Raw genomic sequence first — 18,798 nt, 5'->3', positions numbered from 1 at the left:
AAGTTTATTTTTTAAAACTCTCTATCATGCCGGCAAAGGTTTCGAGCGACTGAACGCCATCGAAACGCTTGTAATCCACCAATTGCCGGTCTTTTATCCGCCCAACCAAAAACGCCGGTGTGCCGTTGACACCCAGCTTAGAACCCAAGGCCATGTCGCTTTCTACTTTGCGCAATTGAGCCGGATCATCCATGCATTGCGTTAATGCCGCCAAATCCAGCTTATGCTGCTTGGCAACGCTGCCTATCAACTCGTCGCTAACCAGACCGTGCGCCTCGAAAACCGCATCGTGCATGGCCCAATACTGTTTTTGCTCGCCGGCGCAACGCGTTGCCAACGACGCTTTCCTGGCATGGGCATGGAACTCCAACGGGAAATCCTTCATCACATATTGGATCACGCCCTTGTCGATGTAACGCTCGCGCAGTTTCGGCAACACGTTTTTATAATGCTTGGCACAAAACGGGCATTCATAATCAGAAAACTCGATGATCGCCAGTTTGGCATCCGCCTTACCCAATGTCATGTTCTCGCTACCGACTAACGATATGGGCGCCGCTTTCGGTTGCGCCTCCGCCAGTTTCTGCTCCAAACCGGCAACCCGGTCCTTCAATTGGCCGATTTCCTTACGCATTTCAGACATTTGCGTAAAAATTTCGTCGGCAACCCATTTTTCTTCGGCGTAGGCAATGCTTGTCGACACGCTATAAATAAGTAACCACACAGCCCATCTGCAGCCGATAACGGTCTTTACTAATTTTGAAAAAATAAACGACTTACTGAGTACCATCAGCCCCTTCCATTAGCGTTTCGAGCGCCCCTTGCAAGGGCTCAAGATGGCATTGCACAGTGTCCCAAACCATTTCTACATCCACTCCCAAATATTCATGCGCCAATACATTGCGCATGCCTGCAATTTCCCGCCAAGGCATACTTGGCGCCGTTTCCAACAACGTATCCACACCAAAATCTTTCAGTGCTTGTCCAATGATTTCCAGATTGCGAATCACCGCATCCTGAGTTTTCCTATCCCCCCAAAAACTCACCCAATCATAACCAGCGGTATAAGACTGAATTAACTCAATGCTTTCCAAAGCTGCCGAAATGAAAATCAAACGGTCTTTCATAACAGAACTGCTTCTTGCAAGACCTTTTCACGTAAGAATTTGTTTAGCGCACGCCCACTCACCACATCGACCTTTCGCCCCAATTCCAACGACAAGGCGTCGATCAAACCCACTTGATCCAACAATGTGCTACCGGGCATAAAGTCGACTAGCAAATCAACATCACTATCGTCACGCTCATCTCCTCGCGCTACAGAACCAAACACGCGGATGTTGACGGCGTGATACTGACCGGCTATCGCGGTAATCCGGGCTTTTTGCTGGTTCAAACTTTGCAATATTGTCGTCATAATTAACTATTCCGATTGTTCCTAATAGTCATTGCCAAATTAATCGGCTGCTCGCCAAATTAATCCAAATTCAAATCTAAACAACTCGACCAATCCTTATGCAAGATGCCCTGTTGCACATAACGATGAAAGGATGAATGCGGTCAATCGATCACACGTTGCACCAAGCCATGTTTTACCGGATTCCAATGGCAATAATCGACATGAGCCGCAAAATCACGCCCATCGCGGATCACATGCTCCCAAAAGCGACGTTGCCAAATTCCTCTTTCGCCTCTTGCGTTACGCACCTTTGAGCGGCGCTCGGTTGCAGGAATCGATTTTACAAAGCGAATCTTGATCACCTTCCAGCGGTTGGAAAAATCGCTGTCTCCCGGCGGCAACGTCCAGATACAATGCATGTGATCGGGCAACACCACCCAAGCGTCTATATGAAACGATCGCTCTTGCTTGGTTTTCCGTACAGCCTCGCGAAGATCGCCAATATGCCGCACCAGCAAATCTCGCTTCCTCTCCGGTAAATTCACCGTAAAAAAGTAAGTCCCACCCGGCACCCGATAACGTCGATAATCCGGCATGATTAAACCATCTCCTCATGACGTTGACGTAGGGCAGAAGTCGTCAGACGTTCCGCCATATCAAAACCAGCAACTTACCCGAAACAGACCACCACAGTTGAAGCCGACATTCGGCGGATCACCCTATCGGGTATCCGCCTTACGGGTTCAATTCATCTTTCAAGTTTAAAAATTTCAAGCTACGAAGTTATTCCAGATTCAAGTCTAAACAACTCGACCAATTCTGATTCAAAATGCCCTGTTGCACGTAACGATGAAAGGACGAGTGACGCCTTTATGCCTATTGGGTAAATCAATGACTCGTCGCATCAATCCATGCTTGATAGGATTCCAGTGACAATAATCGACATGAGACGAATAGTCGCGATCATCACGAATCGCACGTTCCCAAAAGCGGCGTTGCCAAATACCTCTTTCACCTCTTGCACTACGCACCTTTGAGCGGCGTTCAGTTGCCGGAATCGATTTTTACAAAGCGAATCTTAATGGCCTTCCACCGGCTGGAAAAATCACAATCCCCTGCTGGCAAAGTCCAAACGCTCGACAACCGCTCCCGGCGTTGTTCTACCTCCTGCATCCCTGCAGTCGAATGCTTGTGATCGGGTAACACCACCCAAGCGGCTATATGAAACGGTCGCTCTTGCTTGGTTTTCCGCACAGCCTCGCTAAGATCGCCAATATGCTGTACCAATAAATCTCGCGTCCTCTCCAGTAAATTCACCGTAAAAAGTAAGTCCCACCCGGCACCCGATAACGTCGAAAATCCGGCATGATTAAACCATCTCCTCATGACGTTGACGTAGGGCGGAAGTCGTCAGACGTTCCGCCATATCAAAACCAGCAACTTCCCCGAAACAAACCACAATAGTTGAAGCCAACATTCGGCGGATACCCTATAGAGTATCCGCCTTACGGGTTACAATTCATCCATCCGGGCTCTGCTTAGAACTCCCTACGAAGGCAAAATCCAGGGTAAATTTTAATTTTACCCTCATTGGCAAAACATCTTTAGGATTTTGTTTTGCGCCGATTAAGCTAATTTGCCAATGTTCATTTGCTTTAGAGATATCACCTAGCTGAATTTGAGTTGCAATTGCATTACCGAATTCACTAAAAAAATTAGGCTCTAGAATCTCTTTTAGATTTATTTTTTTATCAAAGTAATCCAACCCAGAATTATAATTTGAACCATTCTTATCAAAATCAGATTTCACCAATAATTCAATCTCCGAAGTGCTTTTATACAGACGATTAGAACGACTAACTAAAAGCAAATTTCCAGTTGTACAGAAAATTATTAGCTCATTTTCATCAACAAAGGGTTTACAAGTGCGCATGAATTGATCAGCCGGAAAACTGGTATGCTCAGGATACCCTCCGATTTCATAGCGCCACCAATAAAGTTTTTTTTGGGGGGCTGTAATAATCAATAGACGTCCCTCTTCCGATACCGCTTGATCATTCTTACCGTCTACTGGAACTGCAAAAAAATCAATTCGTTGTAATGTGTTTTTCTTTGAGCTGACCTTTATTGTTTTTAATGGTTTAGCAACATCTAACCCACCTGCTGTACTTAACGAGGCGAAAAATAACGCACCAGAAAATACTTTAATCAAGAAAATAAAGAATTTCATACTGCATCCTTAGTTTGAGAAACCATCGGTGAATGTGATATTTTTTGTGCTGTTGACTTTTCTTGCACGTAAAATAATATAATTGTTACCTCCCTTCACATAACTACCATCAAGAAAATTTACCGCATAACCTTCCAAAGCAGATGTCTCGAAACCTTGTTCCCCGGCATAAGTAACACCATATGAAGGGTCGTAATAACCACTTAAAGCCTTGACAATAAAATGCGAATTAAAAATCTTTTCTGAGGGTCGTGGTGAATTTTGCCCTGGCAATCCATTAATATTTGTTAAATCAGCATAGATTGATCCAGGTAAATCTGGGACCATATAATCGCCGTCATTAATATCTAATCTCCATTTATACAAGGGATCGGCAGGAAAGCTCCCTCCATTAAATGTCCATTTCTTGACTATCATTAAGCTACCATCAGTAGGAGCTATGTCCACCCAATTTGCCTGCACACCATTAACCGCTAATGAACCTAATAATAACTTAGCAAATGAACCGCACTGACCACTTTCTGGGTTTGTTTGAATAAGTGCTAAGTAATCCAAAGCACAAGAATTAAAGCCAACACCCGCTTTGTAATAATACAGCTGCCTATTATCCCAAGTAGTGATGTTTGCAGGACCTGAAAAACTTTGCCAGGTTTTCTGCAAAGCACTTGCAACATCAGTCGCACCTTGGTTTTGAATGGCCATTTTTAACAAAGTAACAGGTAAACCACCCGCTGTTGCTGCATAGGCTCTCGGCGTATCAAGCGTTAGATAAACCTTATTTTGTGATGATCCAGCACTTGTAAAAGCCCCGCTTCCATCTTTCTCAAACTTCCAGTCCAATGTCAAAGGTTCATAGATTTTAGTAGCATTATCCAAATTATTATTTGAATCAGTTGCCGGAAAATCGTAGCTTGAGCCGATAAGTATCTGACCCGTATTTTGAATCATACCGACACCCGCAACGTCCGCTTGGATTGTCACTCCACCAATAGGCTTAGTAATTGTAGGGGTAATATCAAACTTAGCGCTAACATTTAGTTTGTTATTTCTTTTGTAGGCTACCTCGCCATTATCTGCAGGCGCATTTGTAGATTTCCAGACCGGGTCGGTAACGGGTACGATCTTAGACTGCCGGTCACGAACAACATCAAAATCCTTTAAGAAAGAAACTTCTTTTAATTTTAATGTCACCGGTTTGCAACTACCGCTAACACAAGCACTAATGACATTGCTGGTTGAATCACATTGATTACCATCTTTGGCAGGATCAGCAACAATATTCCCACTTGCATCGCATTTTTTACAGGCATTATCAGCTGCCGCGTTAGGGTCAGGGGCATCAGTTGTGTCTGGAACCTGTTTCGGCCCATTATTACACCCCGGTTTCTTACAATCTCCTTTGCTATCTGTAAGTGAAGTCGGCTTCTTACTGTTATCCCAATAACAAGTACAACTCGCATCACAACTCTGACACTCCGCACAGTTATGCGTGCAGCCACTCCCCCCCGGTTGACTACCACAATGCCACCCAGCCTTTATAACCCCCACACCCTCATTAGACTTAATCACACTACCATCAGAAGCAACCGTCCCCAAGCCAATCGCCACAAACTCTTCCAAGTCATGGTCGTAGGAATACATCTCCACCTGCGCCCCCGGCTTATGGCCATCGACATTCGGCAAGGTCAAGCGGGCCGGCGGGTCGAACTTGGCGCCGACCGGTTGTATCGTGACGATAAACTGCGGTTGCATGCCGTTGGGCGGCGCCATCGGGATTTTGGAGGCGTTGACCGGCGTGACCGATAACTTGCCGGTTTTTTTGCCGTCCGGGAAGGTCACCGAGCCTTGTTTGACTTCCAGCGCAAAGCCGGGCACGTCGGGCAAGGTTAAGGTGACATCTTTATCGCCCACGGTTTGCGCATTGGCGGTATCCAGCTTGACCAGATAGATCGGCGCGGACAGCGGGTTGTCAGCGCCGGCGATGGTCACCAGATTGAAGGCCAAGGTCGGATATTCGCCTTCGGCGGTGGTAGTTGAGCCGTCGGCAATCAGCCGCACCGAACCAACCGGGACTTCGGTGATTTTGAACTGGCCGTTGGCGTCGGACTGCGCTTCGCGGGTGGTGCCGTCGACGCGCACGGTGACTTTCGGCAGCGGGTGTTCCTGGTTGTCGAGCACCACGCCGCTGATGCTGGTTTGGCCGGCGTTGCCGGTTTTCAGCGCGGAGGCGGTGAAGCCGGCGTAGAGTTCGGTGCCCACCAAGGTCGCGGTCACGCGCTGCACGTCCAAGCCTTCTTCGCTGCCTAGCGTGAATTCAGCGGTGGCGCGGCCGTCGCTGTCGGTGGTGCTGGTAATAGTGGTTTTATCGTTCTGGAACTTACCACTGCCTTGGGTGACTTTGAATTCGATTGGCGCGCCGGGTACGACGTTGGCACCGTCGTCAACCACCGCCACCACAAACGGCAACGGCAACGGCTGGCCGACCGCGCCGCGCTGGTTGTTGCCGGAATTGACGGTGACCTTGTTACCGGCACCTACCGTGGCGGTGGCATAAAATAGTACTTCGCCGTCGAAACCCACCGATGCGGCTCTAACCCGCTGGTTACCGGTACCGGCCCGACTACCGAGTTTGAAGCTAGTTGAGGCTACGCCTTGCGCATCGGTTTGCACCAGTACGCCCTGGCCTTGGTCGCCGTTGCCAACACTCAACACACCGTCGCCTTCGGTGACGCGGTAAATCACCGGTTTGTTGGCAACCGGCTTGTTGGCGCTGTCCAGCAATTTGACTTTCAAGGGTTGCGCCAGCGCCGCATTAATTTTCGCGCTTTGGTCCTGGCCGCTTAGCAATTCAATGTGTTGCGGAGCCAGCGGCTGGTAGGTGACTTTAATGCTGATGCTGCTGGTGTTGCCGACGTTGTCGGCGGCGTCAATTTTCAGGGTGTTTTCGCCGACATTCAAGGCTACGTTTTCGGCTAAATAGCTGCGGTTGGAGATGCTGGCGGCCACGCCGTTGACTTTGACGTTGGCCTGGCCTTCGGCGACGGTGCCGCGCACGATGTCGTTAATCAGGCCGGACACTGCGATTTTATCGGTGCGAACCGTGTCGCCGTTTTTCGGCGATTCGACGGTCAGATAAGGTGGGGTCATATCCAACGATAGCGAGATGGCGTCGCTGACGTCTTCGCCCTTGGCATTGACCGCACGGGCGCTAACGGTATTGTGGCCTTCCTCGAGGGCGACATCGGCTTGGAAGCTGCCGTTGTTGTTGGTGACCGGTGCACCGTTGAGGGTGATTTGCGCCTTGGGATCGTTGACGGTGCCTTTAACCGTTTGCGGGGTGCGCCCCACCGTAAGCAAGGTCGCCGGGCTGGTGATCTGCACCTTTAGCGCTTGCGCTGCGGATTTTTCGACTCGGGTTGAAAAACTGAAGGTATTGGGACCGCCGCCGGTGACAATAACCGTGACCAAGCCGCTACCGCCGGCGCTAAAGTTGCCGCCGACGTAGCCGGTTAAATCGAAGTAGGGTTCACCGGCATCGGTGGTACCGGTGGCGTTGCCGATAGCGACTTTGCCGGCGGGCGCCAATCCGGTAATCACCAGGCGTAACGGCCCGCTAATTTCGCCGCCGCTAGTATTTTTTAAACTGACATCGACTGTGGCATCGTTACTGCGCCGGTTGCGTACCGGGTTGGCGAGTTTGACGCTGACTTGGCTGGCGGATACGGTGTCCCAACTGGCGGTGGCGGCTTCGGCCGACGGCAAAAGCGAAAGCGACAGAAATAACAGCGTAAAAAAAGCCGCTATCGACAATAGCGGCTTGATCGGTGCTGCGGGATATCCTTTCCGCTTCGCGACAATTCCGACCATGAACAAAGCTTGCAAACGCTGGACTTCCGACATCCGTTACTCCTTTTTTCTTATTGTCACGACGGTGCGCCTACGCACCGTCAATTTCAAACGCTCAGGCTCAAGGCCTCCCAATACACGGCACAAACGTAAATGGCTGTAAAATTTCTTGACACCCGCAATTGTCCGTAGGCCACTGAGCCAAACTCTAGCAAATTATTTTCTGTGAAACAACACTAATTTAGTGGATTTGATTTTGAACTTTTCGATCGTTACGCGACACACGCCTAGAATAGCCAAATGCACCCAGGATCAACAGGCTAAGTGTTCCAGGCTCCGGTACGGTAACCGGTGGGTTGGTTTGCTGTTCCAAGCGCACGTTATCCAACAGAACCCTAGAGTCCAAACCGTCGTCCTCGTCGTTCAACTCAAATGAAAAAGCGACCGAGCGGCCAATATAAGAACTAAGATCGAGCGAGAAACTCGAAGAACTGGTCAATGCGTCAATGGTTGCCAACAGAACATCTCCCAACCCGTTGGCGTCGTACATCCAAAGCTGTAAATTATCGCTAAACAATGCCGCCGCGGTTTCCGAGGTATCGTTGCCTAAGGAGCTAAACAGGGCGTCAAACTTGAGCAAATCGTCACCGACGCCCAATAGCACCGGACTGGCAAAATTAAACAATCCATCGTCGCCTTGCACTAACACCGCAGAGTACGGTGCCGAGCCGGCTCCGGTGGACAACTCGGCGGAACCTCCGGCATTCCAGGCCACAGAGCCATTGCCGGTTAAAGCGGACCAGCCGTTAAGATCAGTATCGAACGTGCCGTTAACAATGGATGCCGCGCCCGCGGAATTTGAGAATGTACAAGATGCTAATAAAAGACTTGAGAACAAGATGGCTATTTTGAACACGACAGTATCCCTAAAAGTTTGTTGACCTCCCGTTCCATTAACAAAAAATGGACCATCTTGATATTTACTCATTAATAACAATACCCTAAAAAAAAACCCCCCTAGTCTTATAAATGATATTGCCATCTGTGTAAAAAAAGCCGACAGACACTAAGGAGTTTTTTAACTTGTTAGGCAACCACCATCAGAGCCCACCCGTTTCAACTTCAGGCCTAATTTTGATCGGCAATACCAACGAAGTCGATGCCATTTCAATGATAGGCAGCTCAATCTTTTCATCCTTTAGCGCCCATCTAGCATACCGATTGTTCAGTTTCCTATATTTCAGCCCGGCGGTTATCGTTAAAGGCCCCTTCGCATCGTCCGGCACTTTAAACGAGAAAAGTGATACGTCACTGCCACCCGGCGGAATAGTGCGTTTAAAACTATCCCCCACCATATTGAACAAATCGTGCCGCCATACTGCATTTCCGGCCCTATCAATGGCAACTGAGCGATAAAAATAAGCCCCTTCCTCGACATTGTTGTTTTGATCCAGGTAACCGGATTCATAAATCTTTTGTCCCTGCCCATCGGTAACCAAAACATGAATCCACGCCTCGTTGATATCGGTAGTACCTCCGGGAAAAGCATGCCCGACCTGGGCATTGGTAACCGCAACTTTAAGGGGCACGTTTTCCCCCAAATAGTAATAAGCAGGGGACTCCGTCGATTCGATCAATTTTGGATCAAGATGCTTTGCACTTTCAGTCGCATCCGGACGATTGGGCTTATCGATACTGATGCGGACTTGATCCGCCACCAAAAACTGTCTGGTGCGCTCCAATTGCGCAAGATTTTGAGTCACCCAGGGAATGGCCGTATTGGCACCAACGTTAAAGTGCGTTTTAATCAACCCAGATTGACTTGCGGATGGATCTTTACCCGGCTGCAGCGGAAAATGACAATCCTGACAGCGCCGCTGCTCGGCATGGGCAAAGGTCTGACGCGTTTGCCCCGAATAAGGTCCATTAAGCCAGGCCATGTAGTCATCCTGCATTTTCACCCAACCCCAGTTATTGAAGTCTTTATCCATGAATTGCGCATGGCAAGTCGCGCACATTTCCGGGGTTGACAGGACATTACGCGCGAGGTCTGCCTTGTGCTGTTCCGGCTTTATCCGTATCAGCAGATTATGGATGAATGTCGGCAATACCTGTTCCGAACCGTCAAACAGATAGGGTTTTGGTGGCATGAAACGATAACTTGCGACCCCTTTCAAATGTTCGACTCGCTCTATACCGTGACAGGCCATGCAGCTTACGCCTTCTTGTAGATGTCCAGGCGTGTCGAGCTTTCCGCCTTTAGTCAGTTGACCACTTAATAACGCCGCCGGCGCATGACAGCCCTCACAGTATCGTGTTGCTTCCATGCTCTTTTTTTCCGACAACAATTTGATATTGGTCTGATAGGTTTTGTCGGAAGCCGCCTGAGCATGAATCGATGCCTTCCATTGCACGGCAATTTCTTGATGGCAAGTTGCACAGCGCTCAGACTTACCCACTCGTTTAGCATCCAAAAATCCACCACTGCTGGTCTCGGTTTGACTAGGTCGGAAGGGATGCTCGCCATAAGCGTAGATATAAGGCTCAACAGCCGGCGCATCTTTATAGGGATTGTCTCTTATCTGATAGAGTGCTATTGCCACTAGCACCAATAGAAAGCCGCCGAGGAATACTTGAGTCGTCGACTTTAACAGACCACTCGACAAGGAAGGGAAACGGCTGGGTTCGTTTTTTTTCCGCCGCTCCGGCAGCGATATAACATGAAAAACCACGTGGATTGCTGACAAAGTTAGTACTATCGCGGCAAGCCAGATATGAGACTGAAAAACCCAATGCTGAGCTTCAGTTTGTCCTTCAATGACGACATCAATTCCGGTTGCAGCCAGCCCTAGAAACGCCAGGGCTAACAGAATCCCGGAAAATGCTATCCATGACCGCCGTAAGCCAATGGTTCTTTGAAAATGTGAAATAACATAGGGTAGCAATAACGCACTAATAACTACCCCTAACAACGTGTGAACCAAATAGACCCATTGCTCAACTATCGAAAAATCTTGCCAGAACCAACTGAAATAGCCGCTTACCACCAAAAAAAGTGTTAGGGCAGCTAAAGGTATCGCGAATCTTCGTTCGGTTATCATTGCGCTGTTCTGTACAGTCATACCATTGCCTTTATTTTGTTAAGCTTCAACGATACAGGATTTCCTGTGCATCCGACCGCCCCAGACGCACTAAAAAACCAATAGCCTGAAGACGAGTCTCGGCATCCTCGGAGGCATTCATTGCAATTTTTCTAGCGAACTCGATCAATGCGTCGGAATCAAATGAAAGTAGCTTAGTGACCACGTCATTGTGCAGCGGGTCTTTTTTCGTTTGTAATAAGCCATATAAGACGTTGATCGCGTCCGAATCAAAATTGACGCCGTAATGGTTTAAAACGGACTGGCGAATTGCAATGGGCTGAGCTGGGTCGCGCAATATCTTCACGGCAATTTCGCGATGCTCGGCGATAGTGCTCGAAAACAGGACGACTGAACAAATTTTTTGCAGGTTGGCGTTGGTACTGAAGCAAATTTTTTCCAATAAGGCATCGGAATTGTTGACAGCAAATTCGGGCAAATAAACTGATTGAATGGCCTTGATCAGTAAATTTGAATCTGCTGCCGTCAAGCCATTTTCCGACCAAAACTGTAAACCGACTGTTTGCAACTCGGGATTGGTCAGTATGGTGCGGTAATCCTGCTGCGTTAACGCCATTTTTTCGCGTAACAATTCTTTCAATGCCAAGGCTTTGATGCCCAATTCCTGATCGGACCAAGCCCGTCGTAAAATGGAGCTACGCTCAGTGTGTCCTTGCCGCTCATAAAAAAGCGCTCGATAGGCGTCTGCCCTGACATCTAGTTGTGCCGCGCTAGTTTGTTTATCCAACCAACTGATACCGGCTTGGTCGCTTATATGCCGCCAAATCGCGATCCAGTGCGGCGCTAACCCGGTGGATTTAACCACTGGAGGAAATTTTTGAAAAACGACATGGGTCACCCGCTTCAATTCCTGCGCATCGAATACGGTAGCCTCGTCATCCTGCGCCAATAAATCCGCAAACACCGCCAAGCGCTTTTCTAGTTCCACCGATTCGAAACCACCCTCTCCCATTAAAAAGGACTCAAGCTTTTTTAACGCGCCATCATCGCCCAGGCGTTTCAGTGCGATAAACGTATTGGCGACTACATGCGTGGACTGAGTGCGATCCGACAACAGCTCAGTCAGATTCGGAAGCGCTTTGGCTTGTCGAATCAACCCCAGGGTACGAACGATCTCCGCTCGCACTGAAGCCTCCGAATCACTCAAATGATCTAGTAAAGCATGCACTCCTCGAAAACGCTCGGCTTGACCTAAAGCTCTAACGGCGGCGATACGGACATTGGGATCGGGATCGTCAAGCAATCGAATCAAGTATGGGACGGCGAGATATTTGCGATAGACGACGGCTTCTTCTTCTTGAAAAAAATGAGCGAAGCAATCCGCAAGCTCGATTTTGACCGCAGCATCCTGATGTGAGAATACCCGTAATAACCATCTAACTGATGTCTCGTCCTCATAGTTCCTTAATCCTGTTATGGCAGCAATTACATTGGCGGGTTCTGCGTCCTCCAGACCATGTACCAGAATACTCAAACCTTGTACGGAATTTGTGCGGGAGGAAAAATCAATGGCCTCTCGGCGTACTGACGAATCACTATCGTTGGCGGCGACAGACAGTTCCGACCAAATATTTTTGGTATCTTTCGCTTGGCTGAGCATTTTGAGGTAACCGACTCGGATACTGGCCTGGTCGACCCCCAATTTTAACCGGAGATGTTTAACCGGTTTTTCAACAATCGTTGTACCAGGTAATTCCAAGGCATCATCGCTACTTTCAGTGATCTGCCAGTAATGATTGGCTTGAATCGCATGAATTGTTTGTTTATCACCACTGGGCCAGTCGATGATAAGTTGGTCAATTTTGCTGTCCTGACCTAAACCAAAAACGATTCTTTTATCACTATCCGACAAAAATCCCTCACCACTCACAACGAACTTAGTCTGATTTCCATTGGCTGTATCCAATTGGACTTTCGCGCCCACTGCATCCCGGTTGGATTTTGTCCCGATCAGTTTCAAACCCAGCCATTGCTGCTTAGGAGACTCATTTACCAAATACTGGCCCAAGTCATTGTTATGCGTAACGTATACATCGATATCGCCATCATTGTCGAAGTCAGCGGCAACAGCCCCTCGAGCCGATTGCCTATCTCTAAGCGCAACGCCTGATAACATCGTACTATCGACAAAATATCCCTTGCCATTATTCAGTAAAAGTTGTTTCGGCTGTCCTTGGCTAATTTTGGCTGAATCCGGATCAGGCTCCAATTGCCCCGCAGCAATAAACACGTCATTAAAACCGTCGTTATTAAAATCTTGAACTAGTGGGGACCAAGCCGAGATACTGAGAAATTGATCCGCGCCGATCCCGATTTCCCGTGCCCGATCCTTATATCGGAATTTCCCGTCAGATGATTTCTCATTAATGAGAGCGATCGTGCTTTCTCCAGCACTGCTGGCTATAACAAGATCTATATCGCCATCATTGTCTAGATCACCTGATGCTGTGCCACGACTGCCTAACGACGAACGAAGCCCAAGTGCTTGACCGCCCGGTTCAAAATGTTCACCATCTTTGTTCAAAAAGGACGCATTCGAGCCAGTACCTCGATCATTGCTAGCAATTAAATCCGGCAAACCATCTTGATTAATATCCTGCCAACTCACATCAAGCGTTCTACCCTCCGAATCCATTACACCGGATTCAGCTGTAATATCTTGAAATTTTAAACCGCCTAAATTTTGGTAAAGCCGATTAGGTTGTGCTTGATATAAACTAGCATCGAAGGAATGTTTTTTTTCTCCAGTAAACTGGCTACTGGCCTCAAAGGTTTTTTTACCTTTTTCAAAATCAATAAAATTACCTATGTATATGTCCAACAATCCATCGCTATTAAAGTCAATAGCGGAAGCAGAAGTTGACCAATATCCACCGATAATTCCGCTTTCCTGGCTGACATTGGTGAACGTACTATCTCCATTGTTTTTATAAAAAAGATTGCCATCCTTACCTGTAATTAAAAGATCAATATCGCCATCATTATCGAAATCACTGGCTAAACACCCCATACCCCACATGTTCTGATCTAAACCGCTGGCAGGTGTTGCATCACGGAAACCCTGCCCGCCATCATTTATAAACAACGTATTGCTTTGGGAGGTTTGCCACCAGTACTGTTTTCCATAATAGCGTGTCTGTCCGGATCCGTTAACCAAAAATAGATCTACCCACCCGTCACTATTGAAATCGGCGGAACAAGCGCCAGATCCTAAAGACTCATCGATTCCTGCTAGATGCTCATCGCCTTGTTGATGAAAAAAGTTTAGCCTCGCTTCTAAAGTCTTATCAGTAAATAGAACCTGATTGATATGGCTATTTTGAACTATCTGTTCTGAACTAAGCGTCTTTGCCGCAAAAGGAAAGCCTTCCGGGACATCTATGGGCATACAATAAATAATAAAACCTATTATTAAGGTAACAGCAAGAGCAAAATACATTCCAAATATATTCGTAATACGACTGCGCATATAATTTTCTCAAGAAGAATCCACTACGAATATATCAGCATCCAAATCATGATGTTGCGCAAATTTCACAGACACCCTATGAAGAAATCTCTGAAAACGGTCAGTCGTATGAGAAGCAATGACCGAACACTATTTGCTATAGTAAACCCTAAACGCAACAAATATTCACCCCGCGTATAGAGCCTTGGAGCAAGTAAGAACAAAACACAGCTTCTAAGTCAACTTCCCACCATAAACCAGCCGTTCGTTGCCTTGGTTTTCTCGCTTCTTGAATGTCGCTAATTGGCCCAGACTGTGTCAAAACGCCTAACTTGATATAATAGGCTCAGGTTATTGATGAGGTCAGCCGATGAAACGTTTCATTGAAGGTGAATGCCGAACACAAACAACGTTATTGCCGGAAAGTATCGACGACTACATCACCGATACCAATCCAGTGCGCGTCGTTGATGTTTTTGTCGACGAACTGGACCTGGGCAAGCTTGGATTTGACGGCGTTGAACCGGCGATCACCGGTAGGCCGGCCTATCATCCCGCCATTCTCTTGAAGATTTACATCTACGGTTACCTCAATCGCATTCAATCCAGTCGGCGTCTTGAGAAAGAGACACAACGTAATGTCGAACTGATGTGGCTGGTTGGACGACTGACGCCCGACTTCAAGACCATTGCCAATTTCCGTAAAGACAACGGCAAAGCGATTCAAAGCGTCTGCCGTCAGTTTATCGTGTTGTGCCAGCAACTGGGTTTGTTCTCGGAAGCTTTAGTGGCCATCGATGGTAGCAAATTCAAGGCGGTCAATAACCGGGATCGGAATTTCACCAGCGCCAAGTTGCAAAGGCGAATGGAAGAAATCGAGTCAAGCATCAATCGCTATCTGACAGCACTCGACACTGCCGACCGGCAAGAGCCAGCCATTGCCAAGGCCAAGTCCGAACGCCTGCAAGATAAGATTGCTGCCCTGAAAGCGCAGATGAAAGCGCTCAAGGACATCGAAGTCGAGCTCAATAAGACACCCGACAAACAGATTTCCCTGACCGATCCGGATGCCCGTTCCATGAAGACGCGTGGCACCGGCATCGTTGGCTACAATGTTCAGACGGCCGTCGATACCCAGCATCACCTGATTGTTACCCATGAGGTGACCAATGTCGGCATTGACCGAGACCAGCTGACCTCAATGGCTAAGCAAGCCCGCACAGCCATGGGTGTCCAAGACCTAACGGCCATTGCTGATCGCGGCTATTTCAAGAGTGAAGAAATTCTGGCCTGCCATGAAGCCGGTATCACACCCCTCGTCCCCAAATGCAAAACCTCTTCAGCCAAAGCTGCTGGAAGATTTGATAAGGCAGATTTTATTTACGACGCCGAGAACAACGAGTACCGATGTCCGGCCGGCCAACGCCTCATCTGGCGATACAGTACTGTTGAGCGAGAAATGAAAGTACACCGTTATTGGAGTTCATGCTGCCAACAATGTGAACTCAAAGCCAAGTGCACCCCAGGCGAACAGCGACGGATTACACGTTGGGAGCATGAAGATGTTCTGGATGCCATGCAAACGCGTTTAGACCAAGCACCAGACAGCATGCGTATTCGGCGCCAGACGGTGGAGCATCCCTTCGGCACCCTCAAGGCATGGATGGGTGCAACCCATTTTCTGACCAAGACACTTGATCGCGTCAGCACCGAGATGAGCCTACATGTACTGGCCTACAACCTTAAAAGGGTGATGAATCTACTGGGAACCACTGCATTGATGGAAGCAATGGTGGCCTGACGGCCATTTATTGCTCTTTTTTAGCCTATTACCGATGGCTATCAGCATCAATTTGGTCAAATCAAGTCGATAAACCAGTTAACGCCATTCAGAAACGTTAGCCGCTCAGGACCGCGCGATTTCAACAGAATTGGTCGATACGGGCTGGGTATTTCATCTATTCAACGTTTTTACACAGTCTGGGCCGAAAGCCACAGCACAGGTAGGCTGGGTTGAACGACAATCAAACCCAGCTTAGAAGCTGAAATATTTTCTAATCCAAAGATCAGTTTTAATGCTAAGCAAACTTGGTTATTTCAAAGCGTCTGCTGGGTGTCGCGTTGCTCCACCCAGCCTACCGGTTAAATAAAGTTAAAACTATCGTAAGTTTCCTGAGGCTCAGAGAGAAGTGCGCCCCAATTCCTGTAGCCTCAAATGAAAGTTATTTTTTATCGTCAGCCATTACACGCTGAGTTTCCGCGATTATATTGATTACGGTATAGCTTAAGTTACTATTTCGTTTAACTGTAAGCGCAGTAATGGGATATTTATCAGTTACCGGTGTCGCCACACATAATAAAAAATAATTTAGATATTTCTCATCCGCGCTTTTTCCAATTAGCTGAGAAATTAATTTATTGGTGGAAAATTCGTTGAATAAGGTGATACCCGGTGCTGATTTCTATTTTTCCCAGGCTTCTTTATAAGGTGGCGGATTCAAAACCGAAAGGCAACACCTAGTTTATTAATGAATGAGATTTGATTGTTGCGAGCTGTTCAAGAGCAATTCGCGATAAACAGCGAGCGGGCAGCGTACCCCAAGACCTTTTCGAGGGCGAGCGTTAATTTGATCGGCAAGCGCATCCAGTTGTTGCTGGGTATAGCCGGACAGATCGGTGCCTTTGGGTAAATACTGACGAACCAAGCCGTTCATGTTTTCGTTGGAACCGCGCTGCCAGGGACTATGAGGATCGCAGAAGTACACAGCAATGCCGGTGTTGACGGTCAGTTGTTTGTGTAAAGCCATCTCGCGGCCTTGGTCATAGGTCATGCTTAAGCGCATCGGCTGGGCAATGCTGTTGAGCTTATCGCTAAAGGCTTGCGGACGTTGGCGGCACTGGCAGGTTGCGGATGGGGAAGTTTGATCAGCATCAGTAAGCGACTGGTCCGTTCCACCAAAGTGCCGATGGCGCTGGCATTGCCCGCGCCTTTGATGAGATCGCCTTCCCAATGCCCCGTAAACTGGCGGTCTTCGATTTCCGGGGATCGCAGGCTATAGGCTCCGAACTGGACATATAGAAAGGAAGCCCAACAGTCCGCTTTTGGCCGATCTCCGGCGTTTAAACTCTGGCTGAGTTTGTATCGGAATCGCTGGTGGTTTTGCGCTCGGAATGTCTTACTGCCTTCAAGTCGGAATCAGTGGCGGCTTTGATCGGAACACGCAAACATCTAAAGGTATGGCCGTCGGCATCACTACGCCGACGGCTTAATGCAAGAAAGTTATAAGAGGGTATTGTGCTAAATCACCTAAGGAATAGCAGCGCGGGGATTATTTATTCCGAAAAAACGCTTCTAACGCCTTTGCCCGGTCGGCACCCACTATTTGCGCGTGCGGGCGACTTTCGATCATTTGTATATAAGCCTCAATGCCAGGAATATGCGTATTCACCAAGTTCTCGCCATAAATTTTTTGGGTAGCAAAACCTACCAACTGCAGATGCGGCCAAGCGACGATATCCGCTGCACTAAAGTGATCTCCCAGCGCATAAGGAGAGAATTTCATCAGTTTGGCTAAACCCGTTAAACCTGTATCCAGTTTGGCTCTGACTTCGTCCTTGGTTTCTTGCGACACATTGCTACCGAACAGGGCTTCTCCATACAAGCGGCGGGCGATCAGCTCGACGTTTAGTTCGATATGCTGGATAAATTCCCGGCATTTACCGCGTTCGAAAGCGTCAGATGGATACAGCGGATTTTCCGGAAATGCATCATCCAGATACTCCAGAATCGCTTGCGATTCGGATAGATAGCCTTCGCTGGTTTTGATGAAAGGGATTTTTCCCAGCGGGGAACGTTGTAACAAATCTTCGCTCTGGCTGGGTGCGGTAAACTCCTCGATGAACGCTATATCCTTTTCCATCAACGCAAATTTGATTTTGTTGTAATAGTTGCTGATGGCCACGCCGTATAAAGTAATCATTGCATATTCTCCGTTGGGTAAATTGAGGACTGATGCGGACAGACCGGTCAGTCTATTTACATAATACATACCGGTCTGTATAGTTGCAACCTATTTCTTCCGGCACTTAATTATGGCTCGTAATCTCCAAGATCACATTTTGCAAACCGCCTCTGTGCTGTTTTACAGCCAAGGCATCAAGGCCACCGGCGTCGACGCGATTGTCAAAGCCGCCGGCACCACCAAGATGAGCCTGTATAAATACTTTCCATCAAAGGACGACCTGGTATTGGCGCATCTAAGTAAAAGCAGAGAAGCCATGCTGAATCGTATACTTATCGGTATGGAACAACGCGCCAGCGAACCCAAGCAAAAGTTGCTGGCGGTGTTTGCGGTATTCGATGAATTATCATCCAGCCCGGAGTTTCGCGGCTGCCCGTTTATCAATGCGGCTGCCGAATTTGCCGAGGCCGCCAATCCTGTTCAACTGGCCGCCGCAGAGTTTTCCGACACCTTTCAACAAGTATTGACAGATTTAGCCCGACAAGCCGGCGCGCGCGACCCGGAAGCACTGTCTCAGCAATTGGCAATGCTGATTTCCGGCGCCATCGTTAGCGAACAGAGACGCCGAGAATCCGGGGCAATGCGCATTGCCGCAGAGGCGGCAAAAGTCCTAATCGAGCAAAGTTTAGCCTGCGCGGATTAATCAACACCCAAGCGGCTGGCTGTGCCGTATTGCGCGGCGAGCCGGCAAC

11 protein-coding genes and 3 pseudogenes are annotated in these 18,798 nt (G+C 48.2%); 2 read left to right on the top strand and 12 right to left on the bottom strand.

From position 1 onward, the window contains the following. Window positions 1-4: 4 nt before the first annotated feature. From EBA_RS23980 to EBA_RS23935, 10 genes and pseudogenes are all read right to left on the bottom strand, one after another. Window positions 5-703, bottom strand: a complete 699-nt coding sequence (locus EBA_RS23980; RefSeq protein WP_192377059.1) for a DsbA family protein — start codon at window positions 701-703, stop codon at window positions 5-7. Window positions 704-776: 73 nt separating this feature from the next. After that, entirely contained in the window at window positions 777-1,127 is a 351-nt protein-coding gene (locus EBA_RS23975) for a HepT-like ribonuclease domain-containing protein (RefSeq protein ID WP_192377058.1), read from the bottom strand. Beyond that, window positions 1,124-1,417 carry a nucleotidyltransferase family protein gene (locus EBA_RS23970; protein ID WP_192377057.1) on the bottom strand — a complete coding sequence of 98 codons (294 nt, stop codon included), beginning with the start codon at window positions 1,415-1,417 and terminating at the stop codon, window positions 1,124-1,126. The genes EBA_RS23975 and EBA_RS23970 overlap by 4 nt, the downstream gene beginning before the upstream one ends. A 146-nt stretch (window positions 1,418-1,563) precedes the next feature. Next, window positions 1,564-1,995: pseudogene (locus tag EBA_RS23965) on the bottom strand (REP-associated tyrosine transposase); the annotation flags it as partial. Window positions 1,996-2,182: 187 nt separating this feature from the next. Beyond that, window positions 2,183-2,766 (bottom strand): annotated as a pseudogene (locus EBA_RS25010) (REP-associated tyrosine transposase). Between the two features lie 152 nt (window positions 2,767-2,918). Further along, window positions 2,919-3,629 carry a hypothetical protein gene (locus EBA_RS23955; RefSeq protein WP_192377055.1) on the bottom strand — a complete coding sequence of 237 codons (711 nt, stop codon included), beginning with the start codon at window positions 3,627-3,629 and terminating at the stop codon, window positions 2,919-2,921. Window positions 3,630-3,638: 9 nt separating this feature from the next. After that, window positions 3,639-7,529 (bottom strand): carboxypeptidase-like regulatory domain-containing protein, encoded by a 3,891-nt coding sequence (locus EBA_RS23950; RefSeq protein ID WP_192377054.1) that lies wholly within the window; start codon window positions 7,527-7,529, stop codon window positions 3,639-3,641. Between the two features lie 187 nt (window positions 7,530-7,716). Beyond that, window positions 7,717-8,391 (bottom strand): PEP-CTERM sorting domain-containing protein, encoded by a 675-nt coding sequence (locus EBA_RS24790; protein WP_192377053.1) that lies wholly within the window; start codon window positions 8,389-8,391, stop codon window positions 7,717-7,719. A gap of 184 nt (window positions 8,392-8,575) precedes the next feature. Continuing rightward, on the bottom strand, window positions 8,576-10,597 hold the full coding sequence (locus EBA_RS23940; RefSeq protein WP_192377052.1) for a cytochrome c family protein: 2,022 nt from the start codon (window positions 10,595-10,597) through the stop codon (window positions 8,576-8,578). Between the two features lie 25 nt (window positions 10,598-10,622). Continuing rightward, window positions 10,623-14,105: an FG-GAP-like repeat-containing protein gene (locus EBA_RS23935; RefSeq protein ID WP_192377051.1), complete on the bottom strand. Its 3,483-nt coding sequence runs from the start codon at window positions 14,103-14,105 to the stop codon at window positions 10,623-10,625. A 349-nt stretch (window positions 14,106-14,454) separates the two neighbouring features. Between EBA_RS23935 and EBA_RS23930 the strand changes: the two genes are divergently transcribed. Continuing rightward, window positions 14,455-15,885 carry an IS1182 family transposase gene (locus tag EBA_RS23930; protein WP_192374158.1) on the top strand — a complete coding sequence of 477 codons (1,431 nt, stop codon included), beginning with the start codon at window positions 14,455-14,457 and terminating at the stop codon, window positions 15,883-15,885. Window positions 15,886-16,609: 724 nt separating this feature from the next. Here the strand turns inward: EBA_RS23930 and EBA_RS23925 are convergent. Both EBA_RS23925 and EBA_RS23920 read right to left on the bottom strand, forming a co-directional pair. Beyond that, window positions 16,610-17,136 (bottom strand): annotated as a pseudogene (locus EBA_RS23925) (IS30 family transposase); the annotation flags it as partial. Window positions 17,137-17,413: 277 nt separating this feature from the next. Then, window positions 17,414-18,064, bottom strand: a complete 651-nt coding sequence (locus EBA_RS23920) for a glutathione S-transferase family protein (protein WP_192377050.1) — start codon at window positions 18,062-18,064, stop codon at window positions 17,414-17,416. A gap of 112 nt (window positions 18,065-18,176) precedes the next feature. On the opposite strand from EBA_RS23920, the gene EBA_RS23915 reads away from it, so the two are divergent. Next, window positions 18,177-18,749 carry a TetR/AcrR family transcriptional regulator gene (locus EBA_RS23915; protein WP_192377049.1) on the top strand — a complete coding sequence of 191 codons (573 nt, stop codon included), beginning with the start codon at window positions 18,177-18,179 and terminating at the stop codon, window positions 18,747-18,749. The last annotated feature ends 49 nt before the right edge of the window (window positions 18,750-18,798 follow it).

The sequence above is a fragment of the Methylomonas albis genome, from assembly GCF_014850955.1.
Taxonomy (GTDB): Bacteria; Pseudomonadota; Gammaproteobacteria; order Methylococcales; family Methylomonadaceae; genus Methylomonas; species Methylomonas albis.
This window is presented reverse-complemented; position numbering and strand designations above follow the sequence as displayed.